This is a genomic window from Nitrospira sp., assembly GCA_024760525.1.
In the GTDB taxonomy this organism is placed as follows: Bacteria; Nitrospirota; Nitrospiria; order Nitrospirales; family Nitrospiraceae; genus Nitrospira_D.
In genome coordinates, this window is record CP060499.1 from 3,674,125 (window position 1) to 3,689,114 (window position 14,990).

13 protein-coding genes are annotated in these 14,990 nt (G+C 55.6%); 5 read left to right on the plus strand and 8 right to left on the minus strand.

Annotated elements, in window-relative coordinates; translation table 11 throughout:
* Positions 1–2: 2 nt before the first annotated feature.
* The 6 genes from H8K04_17295 to H8K04_17320 form a co-directional block, all read right to left on the minus strand.
* Positions 3–1,256, minus strand: coding sequence for a hypothetical protein (locus H8K04_17295; GenBank protein UVT15536.1), 1,254 nt, complete (start codon positions 1,254–1,256; stop codon positions 3–5).
* A gap of 56 nt (positions 1,257–1,312) precedes the next feature.
* Positions 1,313–1,603 (minus strand): hypothetical protein, encoded by a 291-nt coding sequence (locus tag H8K04_17300; protein ID UVT15537.1) that lies wholly within the window; start codon positions 1,601–1,603, stop codon positions 1,313–1,315.
* Between the two features lie 134 nt (positions 1,604–1,737).
* Positions 1,738–2,775, minus strand: coding sequence for a replication initiation factor domain-containing protein (locus H8K04_17305; GenBank protein ID UVT15538.1), 1,038 nt, complete (start codon positions 2,773–2,775; stop codon positions 1,738–1,740).
* A 39-nt stretch (positions 2,776–2,814) separates the two neighbouring features.
* Positions 2,815–3,063: a helix-turn-helix domain-containing protein gene (locus H8K04_17310; protein UVT15539.1), complete on the minus strand. Its 249-nt coding sequence runs from the start codon at positions 3,061–3,063 to the stop codon at positions 2,815–2,817.
* 213 nt (positions 3,064–3,276) lie between these two features.
* Positions 3,277–3,915, minus strand: coding sequence for an SDR family oxidoreductase (locus H8K04_17315; GenBank protein UVT15540.1), 639 nt, complete (start codon positions 3,913–3,915; stop codon positions 3,277–3,279).
* The gene (locus H8K04_17320) at positions 3,912–4,442 is read right to left on the minus strand and encodes a hypothetical protein (GenBank protein UVT15541.1); all 531 of its coding nucleotides are present in this window, start codon (positions 4,440–4,442) and stop codon (positions 3,912–3,914) included. Before H8K04_17320 ends, H8K04_17315 begins: the two co-directional genes overlap by 4 nt.
* A gap of 196 nt (positions 4,443–4,638) precedes the next feature.
* Between H8K04_17320 and H8K04_17325 the strand changes: the two genes are divergently transcribed.
* Positions 4,639–5,028 carry a MarR family transcriptional regulator gene (locus H8K04_17325; protein ID UVT18030.1) on the plus strand — a complete coding sequence of 130 codons (390 nt, stop codon included), beginning with the start codon at positions 4,639–4,641 and terminating at the stop codon, positions 5,026–5,028.
* Between the two features lie 196 nt (positions 5,029–5,224).
* Here H8K04_17325 and H8K04_17330 read toward each other — a convergent pair whose 3' ends face one another.
* A complete protein-coding gene (locus H8K04_17330) occupies positions 5,225–5,395 on the minus strand; it encodes a CopG family transcriptional regulator (GenBank protein UVT15542.1) in 171 nt (56 codons plus the stop codon).
* Between the two features lie 89 nt (positions 5,396–5,484).
* Here H8K04_17330 and H8K04_17335 point away from each other — a divergent pair, with 89 nt between their 5' ends.
* The 4 genes from H8K04_17335 to H8K04_17350 all read left to right on the plus strand — a co-directional run bounded on the left by H8K04_17335 (position 5,485) and on the right by H8K04_17350 (position 13,628).
* A complete protein-coding gene (locus H8K04_17335) occupies positions 5,485–5,718 on the plus strand; it encodes a helix-turn-helix transcriptional regulator (protein ID UVT15543.1) in 234 nt (77 codons plus the stop codon).
* Positions 5,719–6,231: 513 nt separating this feature from the next.
* The gene (locus H8K04_17340; protein UVT15544.1) at positions 6,232–7,941 is read left to right on the plus strand and encodes a PAS domain S-box protein; all 1,710 of its coding nucleotides are present in this window, start codon (positions 6,232–6,234) and stop codon (positions 7,939–7,941) included.
* Positions 7,942–9,873: 1,932 nt separating this feature from the next.
* The gene (locus H8K04_17345; GenBank protein ID UVT15545.1) at positions 9,874–12,630 is read left to right on the plus strand and encodes an MASE1 domain-containing protein; all 2,757 of its coding nucleotides are present in this window, start codon (positions 9,874–9,876) and stop codon (positions 12,628–12,630) included.
* A gap of 635 nt (positions 12,631–13,265) precedes the next feature.
* Entirely contained in the window at positions 13,266–13,628 is a 363-nt protein-coding gene (locus H8K04_17350; protein UVT15546.1) for a response regulator, read from the plus strand.
* A 271-nt stretch (positions 13,629–13,899) separates the two neighbouring features.
* On the opposite strand, the gene H8K04_17355 is transcribed toward H8K04_17350, so the two are convergent.
* Positions 13,900–14,973, minus strand: a complete 1,074-nt coding sequence (locus tag H8K04_17355; protein UVT15547.1) for a bile acid:sodium symporter — start codon at positions 14,971–14,973, stop codon at positions 13,900–13,902.
* Positions 14,974–14,990: the final 17 nt, after the last annotated feature.

Genomic DNA, 14,990 nt, shown 5'->3' on the forward strand with positions numbered 1-14,990 from the left:
GGTTATCCGTTTCCCACAAAGATGATGCGATAGGCGGCGAAGCCGGCTCCCGCAATCACGATGGCACGCAGCGCCAGGAACATCGTCGACCAGTCGTTGAAGTTGACCGTGAAATTGCCGAACAGCGACGAGTTCAGACTGATCGTGGGCAGATCCGAAGGCCAGGTGAGGGATTGCAGGAGCGCCACTTGTCCGGCAATCCCCGAGCCTTTCCATGCCGTGAGATGCTCCTGCAAGATCCCGCCGAACGATCGCAGCTCATGATCTCCTGTGGAACACTGCACGGTGGTGCTGCTGTCGTCTTGCGTTGTCGTCGAGCCATTGGGATTGGTCGTGGTGGTGGTCGTCGTCGTGGTCTGCTGGCTCGTCGTAGAGGTGGTTGGCGTACCGGCCGGTGGGGTCGCGTTGGGATCGACCATGACGCTGTCATCGGGTATCTGATTGGAAGGCACCACGGTAGTTGGGGCGTCAGTCGGGGTCACTGGATCGTTGATGACCGTCATGGCCGCGGTGGCTGACTCCCCGGAGCCGACCGGTGTCGTATTGGCGGCTGGACTGTTCGGTCCGGTCGGATTCTCGTTCCAGTAGTCCTGAATATCGTGGGACGTGGCCGCTTGCGGCTCATTTTGGTGCGAAGGATTCGGGTTCCAGGAATAACGAAACGCGAGACAGGTCTGCGGCGCTTGTGCACTATACCAGCCGTTCCATCCAGCTGGTGGATCGCCGACCATGGCGAGCTTGCACCCAATCCCGCCAGGCGTCGGTGTCGGAACGGTGAGGTATTCCATCCAATTGGTCATGCACTCGGGAGCACCCGGGCATTGACGGATCTCCGCGCCTCCAGGCTCAGGATAGCCTTCGATGTCGGGGGCTCCCGGTGTGGCCGAGGCCGCTTTGATGTCCTGCACTTGCTGCGCATTCAAATGCATCTGAGCGAGGACGAGACCAGCCGCAATGGCCAGCCCCGGCCACCCGGTGGCGGCTGTGATCGTGCGCACGGCGATGGAGGTTCCTGGACCAGCCAGGGCGATCGCCTGGGCGGCGGCCCCGCCTTGGGCAGCCTGGCGGGCCAGCATCATGGTGTGGAACTGCGTGGCCGTCATGATCCGGGCGTACCCCGTGGCCGCAAAGGCGAGTCGCGGCCAGAGGCAGAGGACGACGGCCACACAGTAGACCAGAGTGCCATACCCGCTCAGGGCTAGAGCCGCCCGGAGAGGAGGCCGGTCAGAAAGCAGGCGAGAAAGAACATGAGCCATGTGAGTTGTTGCTCCACTGTCAGGTCGGTGAACATGAATTGATCCGACTTGTCTCGTTACTTGCTTGCTTGACCATGTGATGCGGCTTGAGTGATGGGCTGATAGCCGGTCACATCCAGAAACCGTTGGCCTTTGAACTCCCGGAGATTCACGGTCACCTGAGCCGGTTTCATCCGGTTGGTTTCCATCAGCTTGTAGAGCGACTCATGGTCCTCCGAGATACTCGCTTCCAAGGTGGTGGTGTCCTCCTCGAAATAGAGCACGGCGTTCCGGAAGATCCGTTTGCCGTCCTGACTCGGTCTTGATTTGACGCCCATCACCACACAGGTTCCGACGAACTTTGACATGGGATTCCCTCCGTTAAGGTTTAATTAGTTGGACCACCGAAACCAGCCCTGCTTCGTGCAGGACCAGAGATAGACCCACACCGTTCCGCAGCTCTGACACCGGCCACGTAATCGTGGCCCGCACATGAAGAGCTTTAAGATGCCGGTGTGGCATAGGCGGCAGAGAACCCGTCTCTCGGGTTCCACCACCGCAGCTTGCGTTTCGCTTTCGCGAGTTCCTGGCCGCTCTGGAGGAGCGCCAGATGTTTGCTTCGCCATCGATCCACTCCATCGACAATGGTTTTGACGAGCCACCGTTCGCCGGCCTCCGGATGGGCACAGAGCAGCCCTAGCATCGGCGACAGGCTTTTTTCCGCCCAGAGTTTGACCTCTTCGATCTTCCTGACCGACTTCACGATCGCGAGCTTGGCCCGCTCCATCCCCTCGGTCAGCACCTTCCACCAGTCCAGCAGCGGTGCGTAATAGCGATCCTTCGGATCATCGGCTCTGGTGCAGTCGCGGAAGTCCACCGCCGTGCGGAAGACACCCACGATGTAGCGTTGGAACGCCTCCTGATCGAGCGTGGACAGTGCCAACCCCACCGCCTGCGCTCTCTCGTTCTTCCATTCCATTTCCCACCGCAGCCACGAGCCTTGAACTGGTCGCTCCTTCGCTCGCTGCTCGGCAGCTTTGTCGTAGATCCGGAGATAGGTGTCGGATTGCCGAGAACCTAGGCAGAGGGTTTTGCCGGTGTCCGAGCCGGACCCAATATCAAGGCCGGCGATCAGGCGGGACTGGCGGAAGTGGGAGACACATTGGCCGATGGCGACGGCTTGATAGAGATGATCCACATCGATCAGCCCGCTCCGATCGTCGAGGGCAATATCGATTCGCCCGAAATGCCCTTGCTTGTCGAAAACCCACTGGGCAATGTGCTGAAACTTTTCATAGGTCCAGTCGCTGATGAGTTCCTGTGAGAGATCCACGTGGACTTCACGAACATTGCGTTTCGCGCCAGTCCCAATCCGCCCCAGTCCGCCCGTATTCCCGCGTGAGAGCCAGCTCTGCTGGTAGCCTTGAAAGCCTTTTTGATCTTTGATCCAGTCGCCGCCGATCAGATGAATCACTTCGTCGACCGTGGAACTCGGAATCGTGAACCGCAACCATCCCATCCTGAGAGTCCATCCGCTCATCGATGCCTCCGAATGCTCAGTGGAAATTCCGCCCCCGTTTTACTGAGCGGGGGCTTTCTTGCGCGATGCGCCGCCGGCTGGCGCCGCCGGACGCATGCTCGAAGCACGCACCCCTCTGGCTGACCCTTTGGCCAAGAAGATCTGCTGCACTCGTTCGAGATCGAAGCGGAGCATCTTGTTCACCCGATATGCGGGAATCGACCCGCTCCAGTACGCGCGCCGAATCGATTGCACGCTCACCCCGAGCTCGTGGGCCACTTCCTTCACCGACAAGAGGGTCCGTTTCATGCGTGTCCTTTCTGCTCCCAGCGGGACGAGCGATGGCGAGGATAGCGTTCTGCGAACGACATGAGAATTAGTCAGATGTATCCAACTGTAATCAGATGTATTCAGGTGTATTGGCACACATGCAAGTATCCATGCTCATGGCACACCATTCAGAAAGCGAAGGATGGAGAACGGAACGAAGCGAGGAAGTTTTGTTAGGTGATCGTGCCGGCGTTAACGAGGCTCAGACAACAGCAGTGTGCGTTTGAACGTGGCCGGATCCCCGAGACACGCCAGCATGTAGGCCACAACATCGGAGCGGGTCACCCAATCACGGATGCTGATGGCTCCAGGGCGATCAATGACCAGACCTTTGTGCGAAGAAGTATCTTTAAGCGCGACCGGACGAACGATGGTCCAATTGAGAGATGTGGCCTGCACGGTTATCTCAAGGGCGTTCATGTCAGCGAGGACCCCGCGCATGACCGTCCGCATGCCGAGTCGGCCGATCAGCCCCATCTGCAGGAGAGAGTCTCCGGCACCGTAAGACGACATGGCGACGATGCGCCCGACATGATGCTTCTGCATGCTCGCCACGATGTGGGGCATCCCATAGGTATTGACGCGGCCTTTGTGGGAAAAAGTCTCCAATAGCTTAGCCCCCAAACAGGAGACAACCGCGTCAGTCCCTCTGATGACCTTTTCCACGACACCGGGATCCTGGACATCGCCCTGCCAGATCTCGACCCCGATCGGAAGATCACCGAGTCTTGGGGTCCGTACCAACGCCCTCACGTGATAGCCGGCGGCGAGGGCATGGGAGATCACGACACGGCCCGTGCGACCGGTGGCCCCGAAGACGACGAGGGTCATGCAGCGCCTTCTTGCACCGCGCAACGAAGACAATGGGTCTGACGTCCGATATTTCCGAGCACGTCAATGATCATTCCCAGGGTGACAAATGCACCAGGGACCGCATACCACAGGGATTGGGGAATCAGACTCAGATAAGTACCGACAAAGATGAGCCCCAGACAGGTTGTGGTCACACGGCTCGCAAGACGAAGTGTGTGCCCCACATTCGGTCCTGCGCGTCTCGCGACCAATCCCACGAATGCTAACGCATAGAAGAACGCAAAGATGCTGAAGACGGTTGGCCAGCCACCGACGTCGGCGACACTCCGATCGCCGGGGAACATGTTGGCGCCCCCAGTCATATGAGCCATCCACACCACAAAGCCGAAGTGCACCGTGTGAACCATCATGAACGCGAAATAGAGGGCGGACGCGTGTCGCGACAGGCGAGGGATGAGTGCGGGGAGAGCGAGGGCCACAGCGAAGAGGAGGGCGGACAAACGAGCCGACCAGTGGACGGCGAGATCAATGTGGACAGGGTCCATGTTGAACCTCCATGTAGGTGGTCAGTATGAATTGTCCAACGACCTTACCACTACACTTTAGTACATCAACTATTGCTGTACTAAAGTATAGTGGGATGCTTGACGTTGTCAACTATGTGTGGGATACACTGCACCTATGCCTGATTCCCGCAAGAGTACGCACCCCCAGCACAAGAATGATGTGACCGAATTTGCCATGGCCCTGTTCCGGCTTGTGGAAACCCTGCGAGGAGAACATGAGGAAGCTGCCGCATCAGTCGGACTCACAGCGGCTCAGGCCACCATTCTCACCTTACTGTCGGAGCCCAGCTCCATGCGAAGATTTGCTGATCAGATGGGGTGTGATGCCTCGAATATCACTGGCATTGTAGATCGGCTCGAAGCCAAGAGCTTGGTGGTACGCTCAGCCGATGCCACGGATCGAAGAGTGAAACTCATCAGAAGGACTCCAACTGCAGAGGCCGCTGTGAAACAGTTTCAGCGTAAACTGCTGGAAGCCTCTTCTCTGGCCAAGCTGACACCCAAGGCAAGACAGGGATTACTCGTCGCACTCGCCGAGATCCATGGTAAACCTAACCATTCATAAGATTTCATGCTTCCTACAGTTAGAAGCTGATCTCTTCTTCCATAGACTCCTCGATGCCTCCAATCACTATTATGATCGACCGTGATATCGAGGCACTGTCTCCCACCTGAAGCTCGCTGAGTTGCAGATGTCGTTTCGCTACCGAGCGGTTGGAATCCACAAGTCACGATTAGAGGCTAGAGCGTTTGAAGTAGTACTACTGCCTGGCAGTTGACTCGGGTTCGTATTTCCTTTTGAGGGTCCGGCGGATGATAGCAGATCTACTGAGACCTTCGGCTTCGGCCTCTTGATCAATTACTCTTACAATGGATTCATCGAGTCTTACCACCACAACACAATCGTGCCGTTGCCGACGAAAGGGCTGCATATGCCACCTCGCTTGATCGAGGTACACTATATCCTAATTTGGGATACTTCTTAAAGAGGATAATCATACGGCTCCCGTAAAAGGGAGCTATGGCAAGAAAATCCTCATTCTCAGCTGAATACAAACACTTTTGCCACCTTTTACGATTGGCTAGGAAGGACAGCGGTTTGACTCAGAACGATGTGGCTAAAAGACTGAAACGTCCACAGTCCTACGTCTCCAAATATGAATCAGGAGAGAGACGGCTTGACGTGATTGAGTTCTTAAGGGTATCCAGGGTCCTGGGAGTTGTGCCTGCAGATGTGTTGAACAAACTTGCATAATGTCAGTGCCCATCCCAATTGTCCTGCCTCATCTAGTATTTACATAACATGGTTCCTTCATATGCACTTCGGTACAGCGTAACTATCGATCGCCCCAACTCCTTCAAGGCTGTGATGCGTTTTGTCTGGATGATCTCACAATGAGGTCAATATCCCTTTATACCCTAGGGGATTTACGAGCTAGTATTAACCTACATTGTTACGGTATGGGAATGGGAAAGTTTATAGGTTCAGCCGTGGTCCTATTGATGCCCAATCATTTACACAGACCTGCTGGACGTTCACTTTACAATAGTAGCCATGCCTACCAAGGGCCATCCCGTATATATTTGAGCATACATGAGGAAGTATCAAATTCTGGCCGCCGCTTTCGTATAATTGCAATTGGGGCCGCGTCATGGTGTGATGATCCGGGATTAAGTTCCCACTCAATCTCCTAGGCGGATGAATCATCATCGTTAAGACACTGCTCTTGCTAAGCCGATTTCAGATGAGAAAAGACTGGTAGAGGATATGAAGCAAGGATCTGGTCAGCATACCAAACGCGTCGTGTTCGGACTGACGTTAATATTGTTCGTCTCCGGTTATTTGCTCGTCGTGAAGGCCGGTGTCTCTGATGTTCGGCAATTGTTCAGTTTTCTGGTCGCGTCGTATCTTGTGGTATGGGGTGGCTATGCACTCGCGACGACTATCCCACGGGACGAGATCAGAACCCAATTTGTGTTGCTGACGTTCTCCCTTGGGATGGGGTTGTTGTTAGTAGAACTCCCTGCTTGGTTTAGAGTGATTGATTATCGAGAGCTCTTCGCCGTCACGGGTAGCCAGCCGTGGGAACGCCCTCGCTATGTGCCCGATATGGAACTGTTGGCCAAGCCCGAACCTCACTACTCCGTCAAGATGCAGTTTAGCCGGGGGAATATCGGGCATGTCCTCTGTCTTCCACCGTACCCATCCGAGCCGTTCGAGTTGAAGTACGATCAAAATGGGTTCCGAAATGAGGGGGATCTAAGGACTGCCGAGATTGCAGTCATCGGTGATTCCTATATCGAGTCCCCCATGATACCCGCCTCGCAATTGGCCACCACGCGGTTGGCAGAAGAAACGCAACAGGTCGTTGCCAATTTTGGACAATCGGGGTATGGGCCGCAGCAAGAACTGGCCGTCCTCAAACGTTACGCGCTTCCGCTGCATCCTAAAACCGTTGTCTGGGTCTTCTACGAAGGGAACGATCTCCTCGATGCTCGCGGTTATCCAGACTCGGTGTCGCTCCTTCGATCTCAATGGGATTCTTTGGATAGTTACTGGAATCGCGCATTTACGAAAAACGCTTTATTGTGGCTCACGCGGACTCTCAACGGATGTGTTCCTAATCCACATGAGAAGCCTCAAGCCGCCCGCGCCGTAATGATAGACGCTACGGGGCAAGAACACCGCGTCTATGTCAAAGGGCGGTCGCACTCAGTGAGCCTCACCGCGCAAGAGGTTGATGACCTCCAAAACACTGTGGCTGCGATCGAAGAGGCCTATCGGCTCGTTCAGCAAGAAGGGGCGCGGTTCGTCGTCGCCTTCGCGCCCCACGCGTTCCGTGTCTACCACGACATTGTCAGCTTCCAGGGAATCGGCGGAGGGATAACTCGGTGGGACCTCAATGATCTCCCCGAACGTCTCCGCCAGATGATGGCTGAGATCTCGCCCGACATTCAGTATGTCGATCTCACGCCAGCTCTTCAGTCCGCTGCGCGCAACAGTACGCTGGTGTTCCTGCCGGATGATACTCATTGGACGAAAGAAGGACATCAAGTGGTGGCGGCAGCTCTTGCCGAAACTGTCAAAGACAACTCCCCTGAGTATGCAAAACAAACGTCACCTCAACGACCGACACCGACGAGCCGGAGCCTGTTAACCAGCGGCGCGCTCATGGTTCGAAATCTCGATGGGACCATCCGGTATTGGAGTCACGGCGCGGAAAAGTTATATGGATGGGAACCTAAGGAAGTCCTAGGATCGTCGTCGCACCAACTGCTTCACACCGTGTTTCCAGTTCCGCTCAGGGTGATCCAGGAACAGCTTCAGCGGAAGGGACACTGGGAAGGTCAGCTCATCCATCGACGCCGTGATGGGTCCAAGGTCACGGTGATGAGCGCCTGGGATCTTCAGCAGAATCCCACGGCTGTGGATCGGTCAATTACGGTGGTGGAAGTCAACGGGCAGGCCCAATCCTAGCTGCCAAAGCAGGGACAGACCAACTCATCCTTCTTATTCCTGCTTTTTACGATAAATTCAAATTCCGCTCATTTCAACGTGAACAATCTCGAAATCATAGAAAAGCTACATTCACTGGCTGACTATTTCGGCGACGGAATGAACTCTGAAAAATCTCCCGAGCAGTTGCCACACGCCGATTTTCCGGCAATTGTTTGCTCACTGACAAGAGAATAGGATTCGAGGGTGAACAATAGCTCATAAGATGATTCCTTCACTACGCCAAGGAGGTCAGATCATGCCGGGTAAAGCTGACATCATTACGTACGTGATCCTTGGGGCGTTTGCACTGGCTATCATTGTGTGGGCCATGATGAATACAGGGTACAAGAGCCCTGGGTAAGAGAGAATTTGCGGTTCTAGAGTTCTCAAACGAAGCATCAAATGAACCCACTGTGGGTCTATCGCAAGCTTCAACGAAAACAAGTCTCAGAGGCGTCAGACTTCGACTGCCGCGGCGTATCATCCCAACCGACACCTCAAGGCGAAGTACCTGCTCCTAAGATTTCCGACGTCATCGGAAATAGGCGCAGTCATATCTATCATCGTGTCGACTGTCCCGGCCATGATCTAGTGTCTGAGGAACACCGCATTGCATTTGTGAGTGTAGAAGCTGCGGAACAGGCTGGGTATCGAGTGGCAGAGAATTGTCCATGATAGAAACCTGTCTTTCCTATGGAAGCCCATAAGATCTACGTCCTCGGTTGAGCAGTGCCGACCTTCAATAAGAATGCAGGGGGAAGCTGCTATGTCTTCGCAATGCCTGGCTAGGCAGGCATCACATAATAAGGTTTTGCTCGAAATTCTAGTCATCGTTACTTGGTGGAAGCCGCACAAAAAGAGACTTCGCAGACTTGACAAAAGGAGTAATGTGTTTTACTAGTAGAGCGTAAAATGTAAGTACTTAAGGCTACGGTGTGTGGTATAGAGCACACCATTATGGATGTCAACCAAGTTCATGTTGAATGGCATCTTACGCCGAGAGGATGGGTGCCTGGAAATTGGTCGAGCAACAAGCCCCTCGTTCTGAAATTTCCTCCACCCGACGACCGTGTGGAAACCTGGGTCAAAACAGAAACTCAGAGCGGATTTAGTCTCTCACGAAGACAAAAACAGTGGTTGCTCACATGGACCTCTCCGCAATTCAGCGAGGCGGATCGACAGGCATTACGTGCAGCAACCCGAACGCCTGCACCGAGGTCCGGCAAGGCCACGATCACGTCATGGGATTTTCCTCTCGTATAAACCTCAACTCGCAAGACTGGCTAATGACTTCTCTGCTTCCCCTAGAGTCTTGATGGAGCGCTTACCTCTCATCTTGGTGTATTCATATGTAGGCCGGTGCCAATGGGATCACCTATGCTTCTCAAGTAGTTCTCGGCGCGAGAAGCTGAGCAACAGTCCTAACTAGTCCCCACCCCCTCACGTTCACTCCACTGCGCGAGTTTTTCTTTGCCAGATGCATGAGCAAACCGGCTCCCCGTCAGTAAGCGGATGGGCGGTGGGAATGCCGGTACTCAATTATGGTGGGAGGGCTAAACATCCCGCCCCACGCAAAATTGTTTACAAGTGGTGGCATTGATAGGATACCTAATGTTACACTCCAGATCTCTGCACCCGAGAAGTGTCTATGCGTCCACAAGGCCAAAGAGCCCCGTCACCTGGTGCGACTGAGCCCTTGGTCATAATCCCTATCGCACGCCAGGCACAACCAAGGGATCGGTCTTGCTCCACGGTGGTTTTCCCCACGGTTATCTCTCCTGATCTCCCCGGGGAGTGCTCCCGCTCTGTTCATGATACCTGTCCGGAACATGTGAGGCACCTGGCGACCCAGCTCTCGACGTCCTCGGCGTGGGGCCTCGCCTTCGCTCCTGTCTTGAGGAGTCTGATCCGATGAGGGGCACGCAGAGCCGTCTCCAATTTGTAGGGATCGTCCTGGTGCTGGCCGCCGTCTATGTCGTCGCGGCCAAACTCGGACTGATGTTGGCGTTTGTGCACGCCAGCGCCACGGCGGTGTGGCCACCCACAGGGATGACGCTGGCTGCGTTCCTGATCCTGGGCTATCGGGTCTGGCCCGGGATATTCCTCGGCGCATTCCTGGCCAACCAACTCACCGCTGGGTCGATCCTGACGTCCCTTGGCATCGCGACGGGCAACACGCTGGAAGGACTCATCGGCGCGTATTTGATGAACCGATTTGCCCACGGTCAGCAGGCCTTTTCCTCTGCACCCGGAGTATTGAAGTTCGCGGCGCTTGCCGGATTGATAAGCACCACCATCAGTGCCACCTTCGGGGTGAGCAGTCTTGCCGCGGCCGGCTATGCGAGTTGGGCCAACTACCCTTCGATTTGGATGACTTGGTGGCTGGGCGATATCGCCGGGAACCTCCTCGTGGCTCCCACCCTCGTCCTGTGGTCACAATGTCCACAGGTGCGATGGAATCGTGACCAGGCGTTTGAAGCAGCCGTCTCGATGGTCGTGCTCCTTAGCATGGGCCTGGCCTTATTCACTAATATGGTCCCAGGGACCATCAAGAATTATCCGCTCGTGTTTCTGGTCGTCGCGAGCCTTGTCTGGATCGCCGCCCGATTCAGTGAGCGTGACACCGTCACCGCGACGTTCCTGCTTTCAGGGATCGCCATATGGGGCACCCTGCAAAGCTCCGGTCCCTTTATCAGGGAGTCGCCGAATGAGTCCCTCCTGGTCTTGCAATCCTTTCTGGTTCTCATCGGCATCATGAGCTTGGCGCTGGCGGCGAGTATTGCAGAGAGGAAACGGGCTGAGGCCGCTGTGCGTGACACGCATGACGCATTGGAACAGAAAGTGACAGCACGAACGAGCGACCTCTCCGCGGCGAACCGGGAGCTGGAAAAAGAAGTGGCCGAGCATCGGCATACCGAAGCGCGATTGCATGAGCGAACAGATGCGTTACGCGAGAGCGAAGCCCGAGTGACCGCCTATGCGCAGGAACTGGAGCAGAAGAACCGCGATCTCGACCGGGCGTTAGTCGAGGCGCAGGCCGCCACGCAAGCCAAATCCGCCTTCCTCGCCGTCATGAGCCATGAAATTCGTACGCCCCTCAACGCCATCATGGGGTGTAACGGACTCTTGCTCGATACCCCTCTGACTCCCGAGCAGCAGGACCACGCCGAGGATGTGCAGCGGGCCAGCGAAGCCCTGCTCGACCTCATCAACGACATTCTTGATTTCTCGAAGTTCGAGGCGGGTAGATTGACGTTTGAGACGATCGATTTTGACCTCCGGACCACTGTCGAAGAGGCGCTGGATCTCTTTGCCAAACCGGCGCAGCGCAAGGGCCTGGAATTGGGCTGTCTCCTGCATGCGGAAGTGCCCACGGCGTTACGGGGGGACCCCGGCCGATTGCATCAAATCCTCATCAATCTTATTGGCAATGCGGTCAAGTTCACCCAACAGGGCGAAGTGATGATGCATGTGACACGGAGCCAGGAGAACGCCGAGCGCATCCTGATCGAATTTGCCGTGGTCGATACGGGGATCGGCATTGCCCCCGAGGTACAGGAGCGTCTGTTCAAGCCGTTTACCCAGGGGGACACTTCGACCACGCGCCAGTTTGGCGGCACCGGCCTGGGCCTGGCCATTTGCAAACAGCTCGTGGGACAGATGGGTGGGCAGATCGGCATAGAGAGTAGGCTCGGTCAAGGAAGCACGTTCCGGTTTTCGGTGTGGCTGACCCACCAACAGAGGCGCGCGACACCATTGCCACGAGGGTCTCTCGCGGGTCGGCGAGTCTGCATCGTGGATGACAATGCCACGAACCGACGGATCCTCGAGCAATACGCGTTGCACTGGGGCCTCCAGAGCGTTACTGCCTCGGATGGATATGAAGCCCTCACTCTGCTGAAAGGAGCGGCGGCCCGAGGCGAACCCTTTGATGTGGCGATCCTCGATTTGCAGATGCCACGCATGAACGGACTGGAGTTGGCGCAGAAAATCAAATCTGATCCCCAGCTGACGGCTATCCCCCTGGTCTTACTGACCTCAATGGGAATGCGGGGGCAGGCTGAAGAAGCGAAACAGGTCGGGATTGCCGCCTACCTAACCAAGCCCGTTCATCGCACGGACTTATACGACTGTCTGACGATGATTGTGGACAGGCCGGCCCAGGCATCCCCTGACGTACTGGAGGTGGGGGCCGCGAGTCGCCCCCGCGATGTGTTGGTGACCCGTCATGTCATTAAGGAAGCCGCCAGGGCGGCACGCCCCCGTATTCTCGTGGCCGAGGACAATATTGTGAACCAGAAAATCGCGGTGGTTCTGTTGGAAAAGCTCGGTTACCGGGCCGATGTCGTGGCTAACGGACTCGAAGCCGTCGACGCGGTCGCTCGAATCCGGTATGCGTTGGTCTTGATGGATTGCCAAATGCCCGAGATGGATGGTTGGGAGGCCACGGCGATGATCCGAAAAGAGGAAGGGGCACGCGGAAGCCACCGGCTTCCCATCGTCGCGATCACCGCGAACGCCATGCCTGGAGACCGTGAAAAGTGTCGGAAAGCCGGCATGGACGATTATCTCGCTAAGCCGGTGACGCTCGACGAGATTCGAGTCCTCTTGGCCCGATGGATTCCGGGCCATTCCTCATCGGCTGTCTCGCAGGAGCCGGTGTCGTAGTAACGACCACACTCGAATCATGATTGTGTGGAGGCCGCAGTGTGAGCGTGGACTACATACTGCCGAGAATAGAAGGTTTGCTCCACGAAGATTCAGCAAAATACATGAACCAATAGGCTTGGGGTGGGGATTGGACCGATAGTCCAATATCGAGGGTCAGTTCTTGGGTTGACCAAGCTCATAAATTGAGGCCACCTATCAAGGCATGAACCGCTCGAAATTTCCCAGTGAAGATGCGGTCCTTCAGCCTAGCTCTGCTTTTCGCACTATGCAGATCATCAGGATAATGTATGCGGTGCCGGATATACCGTTGGCTGACAACTTAGCACAGCTGGCTGAAGAAATGACTGATGTGGCCTGTCCAATAGACGGGACCATCATGTGCCCGCCTTCGCGCACAGCTTTTCCTGAACGTCAGATAAAGAATGCCGTCCTCGTGTAAGTTTATCCTGGGAAGAGTTGTAGAATTATGGCAAATTTGTGACAAGAATAGGTTGGATCTCGCTGCTTCCAATGAAGGTCCGACTTGAACGAGGACTTCTCTCTCGTGAATCTGGCTTTTCATTGAAACCTGAACCATTTCACGTACACTTCGAAAAACTAAATTTTAGCGAGAAGTATGTCAAAGGAGATCTATGGCCACGATCTTAGTGATTGATGATGAGGCTCCTGTTCGAGCCATGTTGTCGACCGCTCTTCGATCGGCAGGACATCACGTGGTGGAAGCGTCCACGGGGCGGGAGGGGATAGCACTATACCGTCAGAAGCCGCCGCATTTGGTCATCCTTGATATGCTGATGCCAGAGTTGAATGGCCTCGATACCATTCTAGAGCTCACCCGCGAATTCCTGCATGTTAAAGTCGTGGCCATTTCAGGCGTGGGCGAGGATCAGTCCCTGCTCAGTACAGCCAGGCTGTTGGGCGCACGCCACTCGCTGCGCAAACCGTTTGGAATTGAGGAGCTCATCTCCACAGTCCGGTATGAGTTAGCGCACTGACTCTCGACTGAAATAGACGGTGCGATTCACCTGCATTGAGCATGGGCTTCAGGTACGCCGAAACCGTTCTCTTGGATAAACAGAAAACCGTCAGGCTTCGTGCCTGTAAGTTCTGACAGCCAGCTTCCCCCTGCCCGTCCCTCAACTGCAACAGGACCTGCCAGATCGCTTACCGATCGGTAAGCTGCCTGCCGAAGACCAGGACATGGTGGTCCCCTAAATGCATATGTTGTCAAGGGCGTGTCATGCCGCCAAGGATGTCATCCTCGACTTAGGTTCCCGTTGCTTTGTGATCCTCAACCCTCCGCCCGATGACCTCATGCACCCCACCGGCCACCAGATGCTGAGCGAGGTTATAGAAGATGATCGGAACCATGACGCGAGGATAGGCGGCGAGGGCGAGCGAGGCCAATACCAGCCCGGTCCCGTTGTTATTCATCCCCAATCCATACATGAGCGAGACCCGTTCGGCCTCATCAACCTTGAACAGTCGACTCAACCCATAGCCGGAGGAAAAAGCCGTCACACAGAGGCCGGTCGTGATGGCCAACGTCACCGCCAAAAAGTCGTAATCGTGGTCGGCCACGGCTTGAGGGAGCGACACTGATCCGTTCGAGTAGTTCAACAGCAGTAAGATGATCGAGTTCATCAGTTTGATGAACGGCATGATGGCGGCGAGTCGGGCTTCAGGTATGACGCAACGCACACCCAGGCCAAGTAAGGAAGGCAACACGATCCAGAGACCGAGGAACGTCCCGGTCCCATAGGCCGCAAGATTATGTATGACCCGTTCATATTCCTCCGTGGCCATCTCTCCGAAGGCATACAACGCGATAGGCGTCAGGACGGGACTGAGGACCGTCGAAGCGAGGACTAGACCCAAGCTCAGCGCCAGATTCCCATTGGAGTTCTGAGCCCAGGCCGTCGAGGCTCCGGCAATCGGCATGGCTGCGACTAATGCCAACCCCACTAGGATGTGTTGAGCTTCCACCGGGTTGTGCCACAGCCGCATGATGAGGGTGACCAGGAAAATATACGCCAAGGGAATGACGAGATTCGCGGTGAGTCCTGCAAACAGCATTCTTGTTTTTTGGCCCAGCGATCGGAGGTGCGAGGCTTTGACTCCCAATCCCGCGTTGAACATCAACGTCGCCAGCAGGAGTAGGAGTAAGGAAACACGGAGCGTCTGGTTGAAAAGTGGGAGTTCACCGAACGTCAGATTGCGAATCCAGAGCCCGGCTGTGGGCCATACGGCGGACAGCACGTAGGCACCGATCAAAAACCAGAGCAGGTGATGATGGATGAATTGGCTCAAGCCGAGGCAGTTGAAGTGGCGGCGATCCATGCGGGTCCAATCTTCAT